General features: G+C 73.1%; 18 protein-coding genes. 5 read left to right on the top strand and 13 right to left on the bottom strand.

Annotation, left to right across the window (positions count from 1 at the left end):
* Positions 1-2: 2 nt before the first annotated feature.
* From CCO04_RS01080 to CCO04_RS01055, 6 genes are read right to left on the bottom strand one after another with little or no spacing between them, the layout of a single operon-like run.
* Positions 3-1613: an acyl-CoA carboxylase subunit beta gene (locus CCO04_RS01080; protein ID WP_252372585.1), complete on the bottom strand. Its 1611-nt coding sequence runs from the start codon at positions 1611-1613 to the stop codon at positions 3-5.
* Positions 1610-2080: an SRPBCC family protein gene (locus CCO04_RS01075; RefSeq protein ID WP_215812248.1), complete on the bottom strand. Its 471-nt coding sequence runs from the start codon at positions 2078-2080 to the stop codon at positions 1610-1612. The genes CCO04_RS01080 and CCO04_RS01075 overlap by 4 nt, the downstream gene beginning before the upstream one ends.
* Positions 2080-3231, bottom strand: coding sequence for an acyl-CoA dehydrogenase family protein (locus tag CCO04_RS01070; RefSeq protein ID WP_215812247.1), 1152 nt, complete (start codon positions 3229-3231; stop codon positions 2080-2082). The genes CCO04_RS01075 and CCO04_RS01070 overlap by 1 nt, the downstream gene beginning before the upstream one ends.
* Entirely contained in the window at positions 3228-4943 is a 1716-nt protein-coding gene (locus CCO04_RS01065; RefSeq protein ID WP_215812246.1) for an acyclic terpene utilization AtuA family protein, read from the bottom strand. The genes CCO04_RS01070 and CCO04_RS01065 overlap by 4 nt, the downstream gene beginning before the upstream one ends.
* The gene (locus CCO04_RS01060; protein ID WP_215812245.1) at positions 4940-5740 is read right to left on the bottom strand and encodes a TIGR03084 family metal-binding protein; all 801 of its coding nucleotides are present in this window, start codon (positions 5738-5740) and stop codon (positions 4940-4942) included. The genes CCO04_RS01065 and CCO04_RS01060 overlap by 4 nt, the downstream gene beginning before the upstream one ends.
* The gene (locus tag CCO04_RS01055) at positions 5737-6357 is read right to left on the bottom strand and encodes a TetR/AcrR family transcriptional regulator (RefSeq protein ID WP_308281096.1); all 621 of its coding nucleotides are present in this window, start codon (positions 6355-6357) and stop codon (positions 5737-5739) included. Before CCO04_RS01055 ends, CCO04_RS01060 begins: the two co-directional genes overlap by 4 nt.
* Before the next feature lie 159 nt (positions 6358-6516).
* Between CCO04_RS01055 and CCO04_RS01050 the strand changes: the two genes are divergently transcribed.
* From CCO04_RS01050 to CCO04_RS01040, 3 genes are read left to right on the top strand one after another with little or no spacing between them, the layout of a single operon-like run.
* Complete coding sequence (locus CCO04_RS01050) at positions 6517-6822, top strand: hypothetical protein (RefSeq protein WP_215812244.1); 306 nt, start codon at positions 6517-6519, stop codon at positions 6820-6822.
* 57 nt (positions 6823-6879) lie between these two features.
* Positions 6880-7689 (top strand): membrane protein insertase YidC, encoded by an 810-nt coding sequence (yidC, locus tag CCO04_RS01045; RefSeq protein ID WP_215812243.1) that lies wholly within the window; start codon positions 6880-6882, stop codon positions 7687-7689.
* A gap of 4 nt (positions 7690-7693) precedes the next feature.
* Complete coding sequence (locus tag CCO04_RS01040; protein ID WP_215812242.1) at positions 7694-8329, top strand: hypothetical protein; 636 nt, start codon at positions 7694-7696, stop codon at positions 8327-8329.
* Between the two features lie 15 nt (positions 8330-8344).
* Here the strand turns inward: CCO04_RS01040 and CCO04_RS01035 are convergent, their stop codons facing one another.
* The 5 genes from CCO04_RS01035 to CCO04_RS01015 all read right to left on the bottom strand — a co-directional run bounded on the left by CCO04_RS01035 (position 8345) and on the right by CCO04_RS01015 (position 13300).
* Complete coding sequence (locus tag CCO04_RS01035) at positions 8345-10990, bottom strand: FtsX-like permease family protein (RefSeq protein ID WP_215812241.1); 2646 nt, start codon at positions 10988-10990, stop codon at positions 8345-8347.
* Positions 10987-11706, bottom strand: a complete 720-nt coding sequence (locus CCO04_RS01030; protein ID WP_215812240.1) for an ABC transporter ATP-binding protein — start codon at positions 11704-11706, stop codon at positions 10987-10989. The genes CCO04_RS01035 and CCO04_RS01030 overlap by 4 nt, the downstream gene beginning before the upstream one ends.
* Positions 11703-11852, bottom strand: coding sequence for a hypothetical protein (locus tag CCO04_RS01025; RefSeq protein ID WP_215812239.1), 150 nt, complete (start codon positions 11850-11852; stop codon positions 11703-11705). Before CCO04_RS01025 ends, CCO04_RS01030 begins: the two co-directional genes overlap by 4 nt.
* Complete coding sequence (locus CCO04_RS01020) at positions 11849-12433, bottom strand: PadR family transcriptional regulator (RefSeq protein ID WP_215812238.1); 585 nt, start codon at positions 12431-12433, stop codon at positions 11849-11851. The genes CCO04_RS01025 and CCO04_RS01020 overlap by 4 nt, the downstream gene beginning before the upstream one ends.
* 108 nt (positions 12434-12541) lie before the next feature.
* Complete coding sequence (locus tag CCO04_RS01015) at positions 12542-13300, bottom strand: hypothetical protein (protein WP_215812237.1); 759 nt, start codon at positions 13298-13300, stop codon at positions 12542-12544.
* A 118-nt stretch (positions 13301-13418) separates the two neighbouring features.
* On the opposite strand from CCO04_RS01015, the gene CCO04_RS01010 reads away from it, so the two are divergent.
* A complete protein-coding gene (locus CCO04_RS01010) occupies positions 13419-14180 on the top strand; it encodes an SDR family oxidoreductase (RefSeq protein ID WP_215812236.1) in 762 nt (253 codons plus the stop codon).
* A 21-nt stretch (positions 14181-14201) separates the two neighbouring features.
* Here the strand turns inward: CCO04_RS01010 and CCO04_RS01005 are convergent, their stop codons facing one another.
* A complete protein-coding gene (locus CCO04_RS01005; protein WP_215812235.1) occupies positions 14202-17183 on the bottom strand; it encodes a S8 family serine peptidase in 2982 nt (993 codons plus the stop codon).
* Positions 17184-17306: 123 nt separating this feature from the next.
* On the opposite strand from CCO04_RS01005, the gene CCO04_RS01000 reads away from it, so the two are divergent.
* Positions 17307-18992 (top strand): alpha/beta fold hydrolase, encoded by a 1686-nt coding sequence (locus CCO04_RS01000; RefSeq protein ID WP_215812234.1) that lies wholly within the window; start codon positions 17307-17309, stop codon positions 18990-18992.
* On the opposite strand, the gene CCO04_RS00995 is transcribed toward CCO04_RS01000, so the two are convergent.
* Positions 18965-20044 carry a VanZ family protein gene (locus CCO04_RS00995; RefSeq protein WP_215812233.1) on the bottom strand — a complete coding sequence of 360 codons (1080 nt, stop codon included), beginning with the start codon at positions 20042-20044 and terminating at the stop codon, positions 18965-18967. The genes CCO04_RS01000 and CCO04_RS00995 overlap by 28 nt on opposite strands.

Raw genomic sequence — 20044 nt, 5'->3', positions numbered from 1 at the left:
CCTCACATCCGGAAGACGCCGAAGTTCATGGCGCCCTCGATCGGCTGGTTGTCGATGACGGACAGGCAGATGCCCAGCACCGTCCGGGTGTCGCGCGGGTCGATCACGCCGTCGTCGTAGACCATCCCGGAGAGCACGTACGGCAGCGACTGCTCCTCGATCTGCTCCTCGACCATCTGCTTGATGGCGACGAAGCCCTCGGCGTCGAAGGGCTGGCCCTTCTTCTCCGCCGACTCGCGCGCGACGATCTCGAGCACTCCGGCGAGCTGAGCGGGGCCCATCACCGACGACTTGGCCGAGGGCCAGGTGAAGAGGAAGCGCGGGTCGTAGGCGCGCCCGTTCATGCCGTAGTTGCCGGCACCGTAGGACGCACCCATGATCACCGTCAGGTGCGGGACCTTGGAGTTGGAGACCGCGTTGATCATCATCGCGCCGTGCTTGATGATGCCGCCCTGCTCGTACTCCGCGCCGACCATGTAGCCGGTGGTGTTGTGCAGGAAGAGCAGCGGCGTGTCCTTCTGGTTGGCGAGCTGGATGAACTGGGCGGCCTTCTGGGCCTCCTCGCTCATCAGGACGCCGCGCGCGTTGGCGAGGATGCCGATCGGGTGGCCGTGGAGCTTGGCCCAGCCGACGCAGAGCGCCGAGCCGTAGAGCGGCTTGAACTCGTCGAAGGCGACCTCGTTGGCCGGCCCCGTCCCGTCGACGATCCGGAGGATCGCCTCGCGCGGGTCGAACGGCTCCTTGAGATCGGTGGGGATCAGGTCGAGGAGGTCCTCGGGGTCGAGGTCGGGCTCGGCGAACACCTCGGTGGGTACGTCGCCCTGCTTGCGCCAGTTGAGCCGGGCCACGGCCCGCCGCGCGAGCCGGATCGCGTCGTGCTCGTCGACCGCCAGGGCGTCGGACAGGCCGGAGACCCGCGAGTGCATCTCGGCGCCGCCGAGGGTCTCGTCATCGGACTCCTCGCCGGTCGCCATCTTGACCAGCGGCGGGCCGGCCAGGAACACCTTGGCCTGCTCCTTGACCATGATCACGTAGTCGCTCATGCCGGGGACGTAGGCGCCGCCCGCGGTGGAATTGCCGAAGACCACCGAGATGGTGGGCTGCTTGCGGGCGCTGGACCGGGTGAGGTCGCGGAAGCCGCGGCCGCCGGGGATGAAGATCTCCTTCTGGGTGGGGAGATCCGCGCCGCCCGACTCGGTGAGGTTGATCGTGGGGAGGAAGTTCTTCTCGGCGATCTCGGCCGCCCGGAAGGACTTCTTCAGCGACCAGGGGTTGAGCGCGCCGCCCTTGACCGTCGGGTCGTTGGCGACGATCAGGCACTCGACACCCTCGACCACGCCGATGCCGGTCACCAGCGAGGCGCCGACGGCGAAGTCGCTGCCCCAACCGGCCAGGGGCATCAGCTCGAGGAAGGCCGAGCCCTCGTCGACGAGCAGGTCGATCCGCTCGCGGGCGGTGAGCTTGCCGCGGTCCTTGTGGCGGGCGATGTACTTGCCGCCGGCCTCGACCGCCTTGGCCTGCTCGGCGTGCAGGTCGGCGAGCTTGGCCTCCATGGCCGTACGCCGGTCCTGCTCGGGCGCCTGCTCCGGCGCCTCGGTCTCCGTCGTCGTCATGACTCCACCACCGCCTTCATCCTCTCCAAGGTCGTGCGCATCCCGCGCTCGTTGGTCTTGCCGCGCAGCCGCCCCAGGACGAGCCAGTAGCCGCGCATGAACCAGGCCGGCGTGAGCCGGAAGTACTCGGTGACGCTGGTGCCGCCGTTCTCGGCCTGCATCCGGTAGCCCCACGTGTTGAGGGCGTTGCCGTCGAGACCGACGGCGAACTCGAACACCTCGTTCTGGTCGGCCTTGGTGACCGTGCACGGCGTCCAGTACGTCGGCCCGACGCCGTTGCGCTTGACGTGCCCGCGGAAGCGCGCGCCCGCCACGGGCCCGGTGGCGCCGTGGGTCCACTCGGCCTCGAACGTCTCGGGCGAGAACTCGCCGATCCGGGTGACATCGCTGACCAGCGCCCAGACGTCCTCGACGGGCGCCTTCATGTGCACCGTCACCTCGCCGCCGAGCGGCTTGAGGAGGCTCATCAGGCGTAGCCCAGCAGCTTGGCCGCGAGGTCGGTGAGGACCTCGGTCGCACCGCCGCCGATCGGGAGCAGCCGGACGTCGCGGTAGTGCCGCTCGACCTCGGACTCGCGCATGTAGCCCATTCCTCCGTGCAGTTGGACCGCCTGGTCGGCCACCCACACCGCGGTGTCGACGGCGGTCTGCTTGGCCAGGCAGGCCTCGGCGATGACGTTCTCCCCGGCGACGTAGCGCTGGGCGACCTCGAGCGTGTAGCCCCGCGCGATCGCGACCTGGCGGTGCATCTCGACGAGCTTGGCCCGCACCACCTGGTTCTTGACCAGCGGCTTGCCGAAGGTCTCGCGGTCCTTGCAGTACTGGACGCTCAGGTTGAGGCAGCGCAGCGCGTGGCCGTAGCCCATCAGCGCGAGGAAGATCCGCTCGGTGACGAAGTTCTCGGCGATGTAGTAGAAGCCGTGGTTCTCCTGGCCGACCAGGTTGCCGACCGGGACGCGCACGTCGACGTACGACAGCTCGCCGGTGTCGGAGGCGAGCCAGCCCATCTTGTCGAGCTTGCGCGAGACGGTGAAGCCCGGCGTCCCCTTGGGCACGACGATCATCGAGATCCCGTGGGCGCCGGCCTCGCCCGTACGGACCGCCGTGGTGACGAAGTCGCCGCGGACGCTGGAGGTGATGAACGTCTTGGCGCCGTTGATCACCCAGTGGTCGCCGTCGCGGACGGCGCGGGTGGTGATGCCGGCGACGTCGGAGCCGGTGCCCGGCTCGGTGACCGCCATCGAGCCGATCAGGTCGCCGGCGAGCGTCGGGCGGACCCACGCGTCGACCAGCTCGGGGCTGCCGTTCTGGATGATGTGGGGGATCGCGATGCCGTGGGTGAACGCCGAGGCCATCGCACCGCCGGACCATCCGGCCTCCATGAAGCCTTCCTGGGCGGCGCAGATGTCCATCAGGTCGCCGCCGTCGCCGCCGACCTCCTCGCTCACCCCGACGCCGAGCAGGCCCGCGTGGGCGAGCTTCTTCTGCAGCTCGCGGGGCAGCTCGCCGTCCTTCTCCCACTGGTCGAGGTGGGGCGTCACCTCGCGCTGGGTGAACGCGATGGCGGACTGCTTGAGGGCGCGCTGCTCCTCGGTCCAGCCGTGGTCGAAGGTCGTCATACCAAGTCCTCCTGGATGTGGACGATCCGGCTGCGGACCCACTCGCCGAGGCCCTTGGCCTGGGGGTCGAACCGGGTGGACGCGGCGACGCCGTCGCCGAGCAGGCCGTGGATCACGACGTTGACCGCGCCCAGGTTGGGAAGCACGTAGACGTCGATGTCGAGGTCCTTGGCCTCGGGCACGAGCTCGCGAACCTTGCGGTCCTTGACGATCTTGGCGAGCCACTGCACGCGCGCCTCGTAGCGCTCCGAGCCGTCGTTCTTGACCCAGAGGCCGAGGTTGGCGTTGCCGCCCTTGTCGCCCGAGCGCGCGTGCACGAACGTGCCCAGCGGCATCCGGCGGGTGATCGTGTCCGCCGGCGCCGGGTACGGCGACGGGCGCTTGCCGAGCGCCGGGTCGAGCTCGGCCGGGTCGGCGAACGTGGTCGGGTCGGCGATGACCTCGCGGGTCCCGTCGTGGTGGACGACCGTGTGCTCGACGGCGCCGCGGTCGACGTACTCGGGGCGGTAGATGCCGAACGGGCTGGGCTTCTGGGGCGGCGTCGTCATCGTGAAGCCCGGGTAGCTGGCGAGCGCGAGCTCGACCGCGGGGCCGGTGAAGGGCTTGCCGAGCGGGCCCGCCTCGGGGTCCTTGCCGATGCAGCGCAGGATGACCGAGGCGCCCTCCTCGGTGTCGGCATCGCCCGTCCGGGCGGGGGTCTGGGTCCAGGTGACGTCGGCCGCGGTGAGCTGCGGGTCGAGCTGGCTGCGCAGCCACGCGGCCTTCGCGTCGATGTCGAGCCCGGTGAGCACGAACTCGACCTGGTTCCGGTAGCCGCCGAGCGTGTTGACCGCGACCTTGAGCTGCTCGGCCGGCGCGGCGCCGGTGACCCCGGTGACCTCGACCCGGTCGGGTCCCTGCTGGTGGAGCCGGATCGAGTCGAGGTGCGTGGTGACGTCCGGGTTGAGGTAGCGCGTCGTCTGGATCTCGTAGAGCAGCTGCGCGGTGACCGTGTCGACCGTGACCGCGCCGCCGGTGCCGTCGTGCTTGGTGATCACGCTGCTGCCGTCGGCCGCGACCTCGGCGATCGGGAAGCCGAGCGGCGTCGTCATCGGCGCACCCGCGCGGAACAGGTCGGTGAACCCGGAGAAGTTGCCGCCCGTGGCCTGCGTGCCGCACTCGATGACGTGGCCCGCGACGACCGCGCCGGCCAGCGCGTCGTAGTCGGTGGGGGTCCAGCCGTGGTGGGCGATCGCGGGGCCGACCACGACGCTGGCGTCGGTGACGCGGCCGGTGACGACGACGTCGGCGCCGTTGCTCAGCGCGGACGCGATGCCGAAGGCGCCCAGGTAGGCGTTGGCGGTGAGCGCGCCCTCGAAGAGGTTCGCGGAGCGCAGGTCGTCGCCCTCGACGTACGCCACCTTGGCGCCGGTGCCGAGCGCCTGGATCTTGGCGGCGAGCGCGGCGGGGTTGAGCCCGCCGGCGTTGCTGACGATCTTGACGCCCTTGTCGAGCGCGAGGCCGAGGGTGTCCTCGAGCTGCTTGAGGAACGTCCGCGCGTAGCCGAGGTCGGCGTCGCGCAGGGTGTCCATGCCGAGGATGAGCATGGTCAGCTCGGCGAGGTAGTCGCCGGTGATGACGTCGACGTCACCGCCCTCGAGCTGATCGCGCAGGGCGGAGAGCCGGTCGCCGTAGAAGCCGCTGCAGTTGGCGATCCTGATCGGCTGGGTCATCGGGGGTCCCTCCCGCCGCCGGCCGGGCCCGCGAAGGCCTGGGCGATGGTCAGCCACTTCTCGGCGTCGTCGCCGACCGCCTTGAGGCCGGTGTCGTCGCGGTGGATGCGCTGGGTGACGAGCTGGCAGAACTGGTAGGCGTCGCCGGTGACGCGCTGCGCGGCGTCCTCGGGCCCCCAGGTCCAGACCGCGCCGCTGGGGGCGGTGAGCTCGACCCGGAACTCCTCGGCGGGGGCGTCGAGCCCGTTGTTGGCGTAGGCGAAGTTGCGGGTGCGGACGCCGATGTGGGCGACGTGCTTGATCCGGTCGGTCACCTCGGGCCGTACGCCGAGCGCGTCGTACACGTCGAGCGCGTGGGCCCAGGTCTCCATGAACCGCGCGGTCGCCATCGAGGTCGGCGCCATCGGCGGCCCGAACCACGGCATCTTCGCGCCGTCCGGATAGTCGCGCAGGGCCTGGACGAGCGCCGGACGGGCGGCGTCCCAGCGGGCCAGGAGCTCGTCGGGAGCCGCCGCGCCGATGCGCAGCGCCTCGGTGTCGACGAAGCCGGTCGGGTCCTCGATCGCCAGCAGGACGACGGCGTCCCAGGCCTGCTTGCCGGCGTCGTCGGCGAGCGCACCGGCGGCGAGGACGGCGACCTCGTCGGTCCAGAGCAGGTGCGCGACCGTCGTCGCGACGTCCCACCCCTCGGCCGGCGTGGTCGTGCGCCAGGCGTCGGCGTCGAGGGCGGCGACCGTCGTACGGAGCTGGTCGCCCTCGGCACTCAGGTCGGCGATCACGTCGTCGAGGACACTCATGCGTCGTCTCCTTGCGGGTTGCGGAGCGCGGCATCGAGCGTGCGCGCCCACTCGGTGAGGATCCGGCGGCGACGGCGGGCGTCGTCACCGAGCGTGTTGGCCAGCCCCAGACCGCGGACCAGGTCGAGCGTCGCCTGCACCAGCTCCCGCGCCCCGGACCGCGTCTCGTCGATCCCGAGCAGCTCGACCGTGAGCCGGTGGGTCTCGCGCCCGAGGTGCTGCTCCAGCGGCGCGACCGCCTCGTGCAGCGTCACATCGGTCCGGGCCGCGACCCAGAGCTCGAGCGCCGCGGTGAACACGTTGGAGGCGAAGTGGTCGCCCAGCATCTGCACGACCGCCTCGGTCCGCCCCTCCCCCTGAGGCAGCCGGGCGACCGCGGCCTCCAGGTCGGAACCCCGGATCGCGGTCAGGTGGGCGACCGCCGCGACCACGAGGTCGTTCTTGGTCGGGAAGTGGTGCAGCTGGGCGCCGCGGCTCACGCCGGCGCGCTCGGAGACGAGGGTGGTCGTCGTACCGCCGAAGCCCTTCTCCACGAGCAGCTCGACCGTCGCGTCCATCAGCCGCTGCCGCATGACGCGGGTCCGCTCCTCCTGGGGGACGCGGGTGGTGGCGCTCACGGGGTCAGCATGTCTCGGGAGAAACAAACAGTCAAGCCTGACTTTAAGTGGGATCACCCAGGCCGCTGCACGGTCCCGAGCCCGAGATCATCGAGCTGTAGCCGGTCGACGAGCCTGCGCAGGACTGACCGGGATCGCTGGCCCGGCTACGCTCGCCGCATGCGCCGCGACGCCGACCCGCTGACCGCACGGACCTCCGTGCTGGTCGCCGGGCTGCTCGCCGGGCTCCTCGCGCTGCTCGCGACGCCCGTCCTGGTCGCCGACTCGCCGGCGTCCGTGGGTCTGACCGTGCTCGCCCTCGCGCTGGCGCTCGCCGCGCTGATCCACCTGGCCGTCGCCGGCGCGCTCGCCCCGAGCCCGGTCCCGGCCCACCTGCGTGCCCGACGTCCCGCGCCGGCACTGACCTCGCGCATCACCGACCCGGTGCACCACCCGGTCCGTCCGCGCGCTCCTGGGGCTGTCTGACGCTCGCGTCCGCGAGCCACGACCCCACCCTTCCCGCACGTCCCCAGGAGTCCTCGCATGCCCCTTCTCGCCCCGCTGTCCCCTGCCCTCGCGAGCATCGTCGCGGGCACCCACTCCCTCGCCGCCGCCCTCGGCCTCGACCCCGCGGGTGGCGCCGCCTGGCTGCTGAGCATCGCGGGGGTGGTGGTCGTCGTACGGCTGGCGCTGCTGCCGCTCGTGGTGCGTGGTGTCCGCCAGGCGCACGCCGGAGCGCGCGCCCGGCCGCACCTCAAGGAGCTCACCGACCGCTACCGCGGCAAGACCGATCCCGACAGCATGCGCGCCTTCCTCGCCGCCCGGCGCGAGGTCAACGCCGAGCACGGGATCTCCCGGCTGGGGTGCCTGCCCCTGCTCCTGCAGGTCCCGGTCTGGATGGCGCTCTACCACCTGCTCTCCCGGGTCGCGGACGGCGCCGCGGTGGGCGCGCTCACGCCGGCGCTCGTGGCCTCGTTCGGCGCGGCGACGCTGGCCGGCGTACCGCTGACGGCGCACGGGTACCTCGGCGGCGGGGCGGCGCACCTGGCGGTCGTCGCCGCCCTGGCCGGTACGGCGGCCGTGCTGAGCTTCGTGACCCAGCGCTACCTGGTCGCGCCCACCACCCTCGCCGCGGACCTGCCCGACGCGATGGCCCGGGCCCAGCAGCTCGCGCCGGTGCTGTCGGCCGGCGGGATGCTCGTCGCCGGCGGGGTGGTCCCGGTCGCGCTGCTCGCCTACTGGGTCTTCAACGCCATGTGGACGCTGGGTCAGAGCGCCGTCGTGCTGCGGTGGTTCCCGACGCCGGGCTCACCGGCCGCCCTGGCCCGGGCCCGGGCCGCGGCCCAGGGCTGAGGGTTTGGCGGCGGGCCGGACGGGCAAGCGGCGTCCCCTGCACCGCACCCGTCTCGGCGCCGTCGTCGGCGTGATCCTCACCGCCCTGCTCCTCCCCTCGACGCCCACCGCCCAGGCGGCTCCGGTGCGCGCGCCCGACGTCATCACCCGGGACGACGTCGTGCGGGCCTTCCCGGCCTTCAAGAAGGTCCCGATCTCGCGCTTCCCCGGGCGCACCTTCCCGGCCAGGACCGAGGAGTGCACGACGGGACCGGAGGTCACCGGCACCTCCGGCCGCGTGGTCACCGGGTACGGCGACCGGCGCTCGGTCACCGCCCTGCTCGTGAAGTTCGCGACGAAGGCGCAGGCCAAGTCGGTCTTCGCGGGCTTCCAGCGCTTCGTCCGCGGCTGCCGCCAGTACTGGGCCGGGGTCGACACCGCGCTGCGCCCGGTCAAGGTCCCGCGGTTCGGCGACCAGCGGCTCGGCTACCGGCTCACCGCGACCTTCCGGCCCGAGCTCCACGAGCCGACCATCTACAGCCGCGTGGTGCTGGTCCGCGACGGCAAGCGGCTGCTCCTCCTGGGCATCGACCAGCCCACGAAGGTGCGGGCGGCGCCGTTCGCCCGCCTGGCCCGGGTCGCCGTCCGCAAGATGGGCTGACCCGGGCCACCGTCATCAGTCGACGCGGGCGGCGAGCGGCAGCCGGCTCCGGGCCGCGGCCCCCACGATCAGCGCGGTCAGCAGCGGCAGCCCGAGGACCACGGCACCCAGGAGGGGCCACGGGATCTCGAGGAGGGTGCTGCTGGTGGCGTCGTCGTAGGTCAGTGGACGGCTGATCGCGACCCCCGGGATGAAGCCGATCGGGGCGCCCAGGAGCGCACCGACGAGCCCCACCACCAGCGCGTACGACGCCGCCACGCCGCGCCGCGTCCGGGGCCGGGCACCGACGGCCGCCATGGTGGCGAAGTCAGGCCGGGCGTCGGAGAGGGCGAGGAAGGTCGCCGTCAGGGTGCCGCCGAGCATGAGGATCCCGCCGAGCACCGCGAGGACCAGCTTGATGATCTGGGTCGCGGCGTCGGGCTGGTAGCCGCGCTCGACCTGCAGCTCGACGTTGGCGGGGCTGGCGGCCAGCTGCTCGTTGACGTTCTTGAGGGCGGCCCGCTCGATCGTCGGCCGTACGGCGAACGCGGTCGTCGCGGTCGGCAGCCGCAGCTTCTCGGCAGCCGCAGGCGAGAGCACCGCAGCCACGGGTGACGAGCGCTCGGGGACCCGCGCGGCGACGGCCGGGAGGTCGGCCTTGCGCAGGTTCGTGATCTCGCCGCCCCCGAACGGCACCTCGCCGACCTCGACCGTCAGCCGGTCGGCGGGCAGCGCGTTCTCGTTGCGGTTGCGCAGCACGACGATCCCACCGTCGGCGAGCACCCGGTCGGCCGCGGCGCGGTCGCCGCTGCGGGTGCCGAGGTAGTCGGGCAGCCCGTCCGCGACGACGTACGACGTCCCGAGCATCCCCAGGTAGCTGGTGTTCACCCGCTGGTCGCCGTGCGCGAGGCCGATGTCGAGCGAGTGATCCTCGCTGTCCATCACGACACCGGTGACCCGCTCGCGCGGGGCGTCGGGCAGGCCCTTGCGCAGGATCTCCTCGACCTCGTCCACGTTCGCGGGGGTGGCGTCGGTCGGCAGCGGCACGGCGCCGTAGCCGATCGGCAGCATCGGCGCATAGCCCTGCTCGTCGGAGGCCGCCTGGCTGGAGACCGCGATGCCGAGCGCGATCACGCCGGCGACGGTGGCGCCGACGGCGGCGATCGCCGGGACGGTACGCATCCGGTGCCGGGCCGCGTCGCGGGCGGCGAAGCGCAGGGGCAGCGGGAGCCGGGCGGCGAGCCGGGCGAGGCCCGCCACGACGACCGGGACCAGGAAGATCATGCCGACCACGGAGATGATCGCGGAGGCACCGACGAGCAGCGCGGAGCTGCCGCCGCCGGGCCGCGAGCCCACCACGGAGCCAGCCACACCGAGCCCGATCAGGACCAGGCCGACCACCGGCGAGCGGCGCGAGGGCCGGCCCTCGCCACGACGACCGGCGAGCACGGCGACGACGTCCTGGCGCGAGGCCGCGAACGCGGGGACGACGGCCGCGAGCACCGCGGACACGAACCCGAACCCGGCGACCAGCGCGAGCAGTGCCCACGGCACCTCGAAGGGACCGAACCAGGCGGCGTCGAGCCGCTGCGCGACCGGTATCGCGAGCGTCGAGCCGGCGATCCCGAGGACCACGCCGAGCACCCCGCCGATCAGGCCGACGACGACGCCGGAGGCGAGGACGGTACGCCGCGCCTGGGCCGGCGTACCGCCGCTGGCCGCGACGAGGGCGAGCGTGTGGGCCTGGGCGCGCGCCCGGACCGCGAACGCCGGTCCGGCCAGCAGCACGACCTCGAGCAGCACCATCGCGACGACCAGCCCGAGCACGGTGAGCGCGGTGTTGTCGCCCTCGTCGCCGCCGCGCATGTCGGGGACCAGCGCGGACTCCGGCGGCGGGTCGGTGAGGACCTGGCGCGAGGCGACGAGGACACCGAGCTCGTTGAGCCTGAGCACGTCGGACCAGGTCACCGGAGCACCGCCGACGAGCAGGTCGGGCGGACCGTCGTCGGCCGTCGGCTCGCCGACCGCTCCGGGCAGCACGCCCGCCCAGGCACGGGTCCGGCTGTCGGCGTAGTCGCCGACGCCGACGATGCGCAGCTCGCGCGGGACCTTGGTGCCGTCGGGGGCACGCTGCTCGAGAACGAGCTTCTCGCCCAGCCCCGGGCCGCGGTCGGCGAGGGCCGCGTTGACCACGACCTCGTCCTTGGCGCGGGGGAAGCGCCCCTCGGCGAGCCGGAACAGCCCGTCGGCGAGCGGGTGCCGCAGGTCCACCACGAGCAGGTTCGTGCCGGCGATGCCGTGGTCGGTGCGGTAGTCGGAGGACTCGTGGCGCACCGGCAGCAGCGGCCGCTCCCCGAGCACCGTGCGGATCTCGGACTCGGTCGCCGGGGCCTCGTTGTCAGCGCCCCAGGACGTGCCGTCGGCGGGGTCGAACTCCTGCGCCACGTCGCGGGTCTGCTGCGGGGTCAGCAACGCCTCCGCGCCGCCCATCACCCGGGTGACGCTCTCGGCGGAGCTGACGTCCGACGTACGCCACACGACCGTCGCGGCGGACACCGCCATGACCGGCCCGCAGATGAGGACCAGCATGAGCAGGGTCTGTCCCTTGCGCCGCCAGGCCTCGCGGCGGGCCAGGCGCAGCGCGACCCGCCAGCCGCCGAGGCTGCTTCCCGTGGCGCTCATCGGGCCGCGGGCTCGGTCAGGGTCTCGGCCCGGTCGGTACCGGTCTCGTCGACCACCACGCCGTCGCGCAGGAACACCACCCGGTCGGCCCACGCCGCGTGGCGCGCCTCGTGGGTGACCAGAACACCGGCCGCACCGGCGTCGCAGCGCGCCCGGAGCAGGCGCAGGATCTCCTCGCCGGTCTCGGTGTCGAGCGCCCCCGTGGGCTCGTCGGCGAGGATCAGCCGCCGCTCGGCGACGACCGCACGCGCGATCGCGACCCGCTGCTGCTGACCACCGGACATGTCGTCGGGGAAGCGGTCGGCGAGGTGGGGGATGCCGACCTCCTCGAGCGCCTGGAGCGCCTCGGCCCGCGCCTGGCGCGCGGGGACTCCGTCGAGCTCGCGCGGGAGCGCGACGTTCTCGGTGGCGGTCAGCGCGGGGATCAGGTTGAACCCCTGGAAGACGTAGCCGATCGACGTGCGGCGCATCCGCGCCCGGTCCGCCTGGCCGAGCCGGGCCAGGTCGGTGCCCTCGACGGTGACCGCGCCGCTCGTGGGCTGGTCGAGCCCGCCGGCGATGGTGAGCAGGGTGGACTTGCCCGAGCCCGAGGGGCCCATCACGGCGACCAGCTCGCCGGCGTACGCGGCGAAGGAGACGCCGCGCAGCGCCTGGACCTGGTGGGGCGCCTCGCCGTGCACGCGGACGACATCGGTGAGCTGCAGGACGGCGGTCATCGGTCGGCCTCCGGACGGTTCGGGGTGGTGGGTCGGGCGGGGTGGGCGGCGCGGGAGCTCAGCCGGGCGCGGGCATCGGCGAGCCAGCGGCGCTCGGCGCGCTCGAGGCGGCGAGCCGCGTGCTCGTCGTACGTCGCCGGGATCATCGGGTGCTCCGCTCGGCCTCGGGGGCGACCACCGCGGCCGGCGCCGGGTCGACCCGCTCGGCAGCCGCGCGCCGCAGCCGGGCCTCGCAGTGGTCGAGCCAGCGCACCTCGGCCTCGGCCCCGAACACCAGCGAGTCGAGCACCAGGCTCCACGCCAGCTCGGCCGGCGCCGTACCGGTGGCCTGGCGCTTGAGCCGGGTGTAGTCCTGCAGCGCGGTCATCGTGGCGCTGCGCTGCTGCTGGATCACCGTCGCGACGTCCACCCCCGGCACAGTGACGGCGAGCGCGAGCTTGATCGCCAGCTCGTCACGCGGCGGCTGGGTGCGCGCGACGGGCGTGGTGAACCAGCTGGCCACCTCGTCGCGCCCCGCCTCGGTGATCCGGTAGATCACGTGCCCCTCGGCGTCCTCCCCCGCCCCGAGCGCCAGCCCGTCCCGCTCCAGCCGGCTCAGGGTCGTGTAGACCTGCCCGACGTTGAGCGGCCAGGTGGTGCCGGTGCGCTGCTCGAACTCCACGCGCAGCTGGTAGCCGTACATCGGCTCCTGCTCCAGGAGGGCGAGGAGGGCGTGCTTCACGGACATGCGGGGGTCTCCGTCCAGGGGTACATACTGGGTATGGGGATATGTATACCCGGTATGTGGTCGCCGGTCGAACCGGCGCGCTCCCTCCTGTGGCGCAGACCCTCGCCGTCAGGGGTGACCGATCACCAGCGACGACGACCCGGCCGGCGGGATGTTCTTCCACAGCGCCGCCGAACCCGTGGTGGCACCGGTGACCTGGACCGGGTCGTCCTCGTAGAAGTAGTCGAGGGTGGTGCACATGGTCCCGGCGGGGAGCGTGGACACGACCAGACCGGTCGACGACGCCTTCGCCTTGAACACCTGCGTCAGGGGGTCGAACGTGCCACTGAGCCAGCCGGTGCCGGTCGTGGTGGTGGCGGTGTCGGTCGCACCCCCGATGTAGAACGTGCAGCCGGCCACGTCGACGTACGCCCGGATGTCGTAGATCTTGGCGGGATACTCGGCGACCGCCCGACGGCTGGAGGCGCCCGCCGCACTCGGGACGACGACGGGGTCACCGGTGATGGCGAACTTCCAGGTGCCCAGCGGAGTCACCGTGGAGGGCCAGACCGGGTGCGAGCAGCCACTGCTCATCGTTCCCATCGAGGCGGCCGCCGGGCCGGTGCTCCCGGTCGGAGCCGCGTAGGCGCGGCTGGTCCCCGGGCTGGTGACGGTTCCGCTCAGGGTCGCCGAGGTGCAGCTCAGCGAGAACGCTCCCAGCGGGAAGTCGATCTTGATGGTGCCCTGGTTGACGAAGCTGACCGCCGGTCCGCCGCTCGGCTTGTAGGTCGTCCAGGCCTGGGCCGAGGTCCCGGTCAGGGCCAGCAACGCGCTGGTCGCGGCGGTCACGGCCAGCACGGCCCGGGTGACGCGGTGAGTGATGGCCATGGGGTCTCCTCGGGTGCGGCGGATCCACCACTGTCAGAGTCCGGGGGCACCGCGTCAACGCCCACTCACCGATCCCGCACCAAGTCCGGACGCCCGTCCGGTGGGCCACACTGACCCCATGGCGAAGACGATCCTCATCACCGGCGCGTCCAGCGGCCTCGGCGCCGAGATGGCCCGCCAGCTCTCCGACCTCGGGTACGACGTCGCGCTGGCCGCGCGTCGTACCGAGCGGCTGGAGGAGCTGGCCGGCGAGATCACCGCGAAGCACCCGGAGCGCAAGGTCGCCTACCGGGCGCTCGACGTGACCGACCACGCCTCGGTGTTCCGCGTCTTCGGTGAGCTGCGCGACGAGCTGGGCCGGCTCGACCGGGTGGTCGTCAACGCGGGGCTCGGCAAGGGCGCCAGGCTGGGGACCGGGCGCTTCGACGCCAACCTGGAGACGGCGATGACCAACTTCGTCGGCGCGCTCGCGCAGACCGAGGCGGCGATGGAGATCTTCCGGGCCCAGGAGGCCGGGCACCTCGTGATGGTGTCGTCGATGTCGGCGATGCGCGGGATGCCCTCGTCCATGACGACGTACGCCGCCACCAAGGCGGGCGTCGCCCACCTGGCCGAGGGGCTGCGGACCGAGCTGCACGGCACCCGGCTGCAGAAGAAGATCAAGGTGACCGTGCTCTACCCGGGCTACATCCGCTCGGAGATGAACGACCAGGTCGAGCAGTCGACGCCGCTGATGTCGTCGACCGAGAAGGGCGTGCGCGCGATGGTCGCCGCGATCGAGAAGGAGGTCGCCGACGCGTGCGTGCCGCCGCTGCCGTGGGCGGCGATGGCGCCGGTGATGAAGCACGCGCCGCTCGGGGTGCTCAAGAAGCTGATCTGAGCACCCCGGGCGGCGACGTCCTCAGGGCGCGGTCGCCGTGTCCACGTACACGTACGTCGAGCTCGGCGCCCCGTCGTACCCGAGCAGCCCGAAGTAGTGCGCGTCCGCGTCGAGCCCCGTCCACGACAGGTCGAACGAGGTGTCCTTGCCCGTGCTCACCGGCACCGGGTCGGGGTCGACCTTGAGGTTGCCGACCGAGGGCGAGCCGCCGAGGTCGTAGACCCGGAGCGAGTACGGCACGGGGGTGCCCTGGTCGCCGGCGGCGAAGGCGTCGACCTCGACGAGGTAGGTGCCGGCGGGGGCGTTCTCGAGCGAGAAGGTCTCGCCGGAGGACGGCGTGGCGATCTCGCCGGCGACGGCGGTGACCGAGCCGGGGTCGCAGGTGCGCGACTTGTAGACGTACATGTCGAGGTCGCTCTTGGCGTCGGGGGCGACGAGGTCGAACTGGGCGAGGTCGTTGCCGGCGCCGATGGTGACGCACTCGAGGGCGTAGTCGCCGACCTCGATGGCGCCCTCGGCCACCTGACCCTTGACCAGACCGGCGCGGGCGACGGCGAGGTCGCCGGTGAAGCCACCGGTGACGGGGACCGTGACCGAGCCGTCGGTGCCGGTGCCGGCGACCGAGGTGGGTGCCTTGACCGAGACCGGGCGCAGGGCGACGGGGAGGCGCACGGTGGTCGGGCCGGTGAGGGTGATGTGGCCGAAGGCCCATTCGCTCAGGGGTGCGATCGTCCGGTCGAAGCGGAAGTCGATCGACGTCTCCTGGCCGGCCCGGCGGGCCGAGACGGTCGAGCGGCTGGCGCTGCTCCGGAAGCCCGGTACGTCGACCTTGACCCGCCAGGTGCCGCGGCGCGCGGCCGTGAAGGTGCGGTTCAGCGTCGCCGACGTCATCACGTGGCCCTCGGCGAGCGAGGGCAGGTTGACGGCGTTGGGGGCGAGGGCGGGGACGCCGGTGTCGAGGCCGAGGCCGGTGACGTAGCCGCGCCACTGCTCCCAGTCGGACAGGACGAACAGGCCCGGGTCGAGGAACTCCTTCGGGTCGACGTGGCCGGCGCCCTGGGCGAACAGGTCGCGGGAGCGCTTGCCGGAGGCGTCCTTCAGGTCGTAGGCGGTGGTCATCATCGCGGACTTGATCTGCATCGGCGTCCACGCCGGGTGCACGCCCTGGACCAGCGCGGCGAGGCCGGCGACGTGGGGCGCGGCCATCGACGTACCGGAGTAGAGGTCGTAGTCGCGCCCGTGGTTGGACGGCGGCGCGACCGCCGCGAGGACCGACACACCGGGCGCCGCGACGTCCGGCTTGAGCAGGTCGCTGTCGTCGGAGGCGGCGGGGCCGCGCGAGGAGAATCCGGCGATCTGCGGGACCGGGGTCACGGTGCCGGTCTGGTTGCCGAGCACGAAGCTCACCGTCGCGTCGGCTCCGGCGGCGGCGAGGTAGGCGCTGACCTTGGGGGCGTCGACGTGCGACACGTGCACCGTCGGTACGGCGTGGAAGTCGGCGTCGAGGCTGCCCTCGGTGACGTTGACCAGCAGCATGCCCACCCCACCGGCGCGCTCGACCTCCTCGCTCTTCACGACCCGGTCGACCCCACCGCGCTCGCAGACGACGACGGTGCCGGCCACCTTGGCCGGGTCGAGGCTGTCGGGCGCGCAGAGGGCTGTGCCGTCGCCGGCGTCGGCCGCGGAGACGAGGCGGGTCGAGGGCAGCGCGGTCGCGCTGATGGAGGCACCGACGAGCTTGTCGCCGTTGCCGAGGACCGCGGTGTTCTCGAAGCTGTGGTGGGTGCTGGCCGCGACCGTGGTCACCCACGGGCTGTTGTGGGCGACGGTCGAGGCGCCCGGGCCCTCGTTGCCGGCGGAGGCGGCGACGAAGACGCCGGCCTCGGCGGCGCCCTCGAAGGCGATCTCAGCCGCCTCGAGCGTGGTGTCGGTCGGCCCGGAGATCGAGTAGTTGAGCACGTCGACGCCGTCGGTGACCGCCTGCTCGATCGCGGCGACCAGGTCGGACGTCGTACCGGAGGCGCGACCGTCCTCGGTGGCCCAGAGTGCCTTGTAGACGGCGATCTTGGCGCCCGGCGCGACGCCGCTGATGTCGCCGAACCTGATCCCCTCGGTCGCGACACCGCGGACCGGGTTGCCGGCGGCGGTGGACGCCGTGTGCGAGCCGTGGCCGTTGCCGTCGCGCGCGGAGAGGTAGTCCTCCTCGAGCGTGCGGTTCTCGCCGTAGCCCTTGACGAAGGAGCGCGCCGAGATGAGCTTGCTGTTGCAGTCGGTGACGGCGAACTCCTCGCCGACCTCGCACTCGCCGCGGAAGAGGTTGCCGTCGGACTTCTTCATCGACGTGACCCGGCCGTTGACCTTAAGCCCCCAGCGGCCCTGCGGCTTGGTGGTGAGCGGCTTGCCGGAGAACGACTTCGACTCGGGCCAGATGCCGCTGTCGATGACACCCACGACGACGCCGTCGCCGGCGCGGTCCTGGCCGCCGACCTGCTTCCACACACCGCGCTTGCCGGTCAGGCCCAGGAAGTCCGGGGTGTTCCAGGTGTCGGCGTGGACGATCGTGTCCTTCTGGACCATCAGCACGCGGCGGTCGGTGGCCAGCTCGGTCGCCTGCTTGGCGGTGAGGTCGGCGACGAAGCCGTTGGCCGAGATCGTGTAGTGCTCCTCGACGTCGAAGCCGAGGTCGTCGGCGAGCCGGTCGTGGCTGCCCCGCAGCTTCTTCGTGTACGACGCGACGCCGGTCCCCTTGGCGTCGAACTGCTTGCCCGTCGCCGCCCGGGTCTTTCCGTACGTCGACGCCCCCGGCGCCGCGAGCATCACGACGTAGCGCCCCGCCTGGTAGCGGGTCAGGTCGTCGCGCTTCGCGGTGAGTCCGGCGCCGTCGTCCGCGCCGGGACCGGGATCACCCGGTCCGGACGGGTCCGCGAGGGCCGGTGAGCCGAGCGTGAGGGTGAGGCCGAGCACCGATGCCGCGGCCACCACGAGTCTTCCCGAGACGTGCATGAAGTTGTCCTCCGGTCCGAGATGGCGGCAGGCTGGAGGAGCCTGCCGTGGCGAAGATCGTCCGCCACGCGTCACACCCAATCGGCGGTCGGGGCCGCTCGTCAAGGGCCTACGCTGCGGTGCGTGGCGATCCCCCCAGCCGTGCTCACCGTCCTGCGGACCTCGGTCGCCCTCGTGCTCGTGGCGCTCGGCGCGGTGCTCGCGGTGCGGCCGTTCGCCTCGCTCGCGGTGCTGCTCCTCCTCGTCGTGGTGGGCCTCGTGGGGCTCGCGGCCGGTGAGCTGATCGACCTCCCCGACGACCCGGTGCACCGCCGGATCGGCCAGGCCCGTGCCGGACTGGCACTGCTGGCGGCCGTGGTCCTCGTGCTGTGGACCGGCGCCGGGATCGTCGCCGTCGTCCTGGTCGTCGGCATCGGCCTGCTGGCGCACGGCGTCCTGGACCTCTGGACCGCCCGGCGGCTGCGCGGCACCGAGCGCTGGAACACCGCGCTGGGCGGCGTCGCCTCGGCCGCGCTCGGCCTGCTCGCGCTGGCCTGGCCCGACGTGAGCGTCGTGCTGGTCGGGGTGCTGTTCGGCGTCCGGCTGGTGCTGCTGGGGGCGCGGGTGCTGACCGGCCGCCGGCGGAACGGCCGCAGCGTCGCCGGCAGTGCGCTGGTCGCGGCGCTCGCCCTGGTCCTCCTGGCCGCCGGGCTCACCCTCGACCGCGCCGCCCCGCGGCCGGACGCCTTCTACACCGCGCCCGCCACCGTGCCGTCCGAGCCGGGCCGGCTGGTGCGCAGCGCGCCGTTCACCCGCGACATCCCGGACGGCGCGCAGGCGTGGCGGATCCTCTACACCACCACGCGCGACGACGGCGTGCCCGCGGTGGCGAGCGCACTGGTCGTCGTCCCCCGGGAGCGGCGCGGTCCGCTGCCCGTGGTCGCCTGGGCGCACGGCACCACCGGCATCGCGCGCGGCTGCGCACCGACGCTGCTCGACCCGCTCGCGTCCGGCGCCTTCTTCGCCATCGACGAGGTGCTGGCGCAGGGGTGGGCCCTCGTCGCGACCGACTACGTGGGGCTGGGGACCGCAGGCCCGCACCCCTACCTGATCGGGCAGGGCGAGGGACGCTCGGTGCTCGACGCGACCCGGGCCGCGCGCGAGCTGGCCGAAGCCGGGCTCGGCGAGCAGACGGTGGTCTGGGGGCACAGCCAGGGCGGGCACGCGGCGCTGTGGGCGGGCGCCCTGGCGCCGTCGTACGCGCCGGACGTACGGCTCGACGGCGTCGCGGCACTCGCTCCGGCCGCCAACCTGCCGGCGCTGGTCGAGAGCCTCGACGAGGTGACCGGCGGCGAGATCTTCGGGTCGTACGTGATCGACGCCTACGCCCGTGCGTACGACGACGTACGGCTCGCCGACTACGTCCGCCCGATCGCACGCCCGATCGTGCGCGAGATCGCCGCGCGCTGCCTGAGCGAGCCGAGCACGCTGATCTCCGTCGCCACGGTGCTCTCGCTCGACAAGCCCGTCTGGTCGGGCGATCCGAACCGCGGCGCGCTCGCCGCCCGGTTGCGGGAGAACGTGCCCGCCGGCCCGATCACCGCGCCGGTGCTGCTCGCGCAGGGCGCCGACGACACGCTCGTCACGCCGGCCGCGCAGGACGCGTACGTCGCCGAGCGCTGCGCGGACGGGCAGGCGCTCGACCACCGCAGCTATCCGGGGCGCGACCACCTCAGCCTGGTCGCGGCCGACTCGCCGGCCATGGCCGACCTGCTGGCCTGGACCGAGGAGCGGTTCGCCGGTCAGCCCGGCCGCGACACCTGCTCGTAGGCCCGCGGCTGCACGATCTCGAGGTCCATCCCGGCCGCCGTGTGCGACAGCCCGCGGTGCTCGCGTCCGCCGGCGGCCGCCGCGACCGAGATGATCCCGAACAGCAGCAGCGCCAGGCCCGACCACGCCTGCGGCGTCGCCATCAGCGCGATGAGCGGGCCCACCCCGGTGAGCAGCTTGAGCACCCGCCCCAGGAGGGTGGGACCGCGCCGGGCCACCGCCCGGACCGAGACCGCCCACTCGCCGACCGTCCGGCCGCCGAGCAGCACCGCCGCCGCCTCGACCGCGGCCGGAACTCCCCACTGGAGCAGGCGTTGCGGCTGGGCGCGAAGGTCCTCGAACTCGACGCCGACGACATAGAGCTGGAGCGCGCGGTAGGCGACGACGAGCGCCGCGCCGGTGAGCACGACGAACAGGACGTCGCACACCATGCCGATCATCCGGCGGCCGAACGTGATCGACGTCGGCCACACCACCTCGGGCCGGGTCCGCCGGATGAAGATCGCGGCGACCAGTGATCCCGCCGTCGCACCGAGGGTGTTGAGGATCAGGTCGTCGACGTCGAAGAGCCGGTAGGCGCAGTCGTAGAGGTGCCACACGCCGGTGGTCTGGGTGGTCTCGATGAGCAGCGAGACCCCGAAGCCGAGCACCGTCGCGACGACGAAGCCGCGCCGGGCGATGCGGCGTACGAAGTAGCCGAGAGGGACGAACAGCAGCACGTTGAGCGCGACCTGCAGGAACGCCGGGTCGCGCACCAGCGCCGACAGCCCGGCCCGCGAGCCGCCGTCCCCCCAGGCGATCGCGCCGATGGTGTCGAACGGCGTCGTCTGCCGGCCCACGCACGTGAAGTCGCCGTCGACCGGCATCGGGAGCAGCGTGTAGGTCCACAGCGCCAGTCCGTAGACCGCCACCGCCAGCAGGGTGAGCAGGTCGCGCGGACCCAGCCGGCCGTCGCGGCGGTACTCCACCGCCGCGACCGGGAGCAGCAGCACGACGGCCGCCACGCTGCCGAGCGCGGTGGCGATGACGCCGTTCATCACCTGGTCGGACAT

It is taken from the genome of Pimelobacter sp. 30-1, from assembly GCF_018831735.1.
Taxonomy (GTDB): Bacteria; Actinomycetota; Actinomycetes; order Propionibacteriales; family Nocardioidaceae; genus Nocardioides.
Note: the sequence above shows the minus strand (reverse complement) of the source record. Positions and strands in the feature narration are given on the sequence as shown.

Bases quoted from the DNA above. Each gene is read 5' to 3' on its own strand.
- CCO04_RS01065 (WP_215812246.1), bottom strand. From the start codon at position 4,943: ATGACCCAGCCGATCAGGATCGCCAACTGCAGCGGCTTCTACGGCGAC.
- CCO04_RS01035 (WP_215812241.1), bottom strand. From the start codon at position 10,990: ATGAGCGCCACGGGAAGCAGCCTCGGCGGCTGGCGGGTCGCGCTGCGC.
- CCO04_RS01060 (WP_215812245.1), bottom strand. From the start codon at position 5,740: ATGAGTGTCCTCGACGACGTGATCGCCGACCTGAGTGCCGAGGGCGAC.
- CCO04_RS01010 (WP_215812236.1), top strand. From the start codon at position 13,419: ATGGCGAAGACGATCCTCATCACCGGCGCGTCCAGCGGCCTCGGCGCC.
- CCO04_RS01080 (WP_252372585.1), bottom strand. From the start codon at position 1,613: ATGACGACGACGGAGACCGAGGCGCCGGAGCAGGCGCCCGAGCAGGAC.
- CCO04_RS01050 (WP_215812244.1), top strand. From the start codon at position 6,517: ATGCGCCGCGACGCCGACCCGCTGACCGCACGGACCTCCGTGCTGGTC.
- CCO04_RS01070 (WP_215812247.1), bottom strand. From the start codon at position 3,231: ATGACGACCTTCGACCACGGCTGGACCGAGGAGCAGCGCGCCCTCAAG.
- CCO04_RS01005 (WP_215812235.1), bottom strand. From the start codon at position 17,183: ATGCACGTCTCGGGAAGACTCGTGGTGGCCGCGGCATCGGTGCTCGGC.
- CCO04_RS01030 (WP_215812240.1), bottom strand. From the start codon at position 11,706: ATGACCGCCGTCCTGCAGCTCACCGATGTCGTCCGCGTGCACGGCGAG.
- CCO04_RS00995 (WP_215812233.1), bottom strand. From the start codon at position 20,044: ATGTCCGACCAGGTGATGAACGGCGTCATCGCCACCGCGCTCGGCAGC.
- CCO04_RS01020 (WP_215812238.1), bottom strand. From the start codon at position 12,433: ATGTCCGTGAAGCACGCCCTCCTCGCCCTCCTGGAGCAGGAGCCGATG.
- yidC (WP_215812243.1), top strand. From the start codon at position 6,880: ATGCCCCTTCTCGCCCCGCTGTCCCCTGCCCTCGCGAGCATCGTCGCG.
- CCO04_RS01015 (WP_215812237.1), bottom strand. From the start codon at position 13,300: ATGGCCATCACTCACCGCGTCACCCGGGCCGTGCTGGCCGTGACCGCC.
- CCO04_RS01025 (WP_215812239.1), bottom strand. From the start codon at position 11,852: ATGATCCCGGCGACGTACGACGAGCACGCGGCTCGCCGCCTCGAGCGC.
- CCO04_RS01075 (WP_215812248.1), bottom strand. From the start codon at position 2,080: ATGAGCCTCCTCAAGCCGCTCGGCGGCGAGGTGACGGTGCACATGAAG.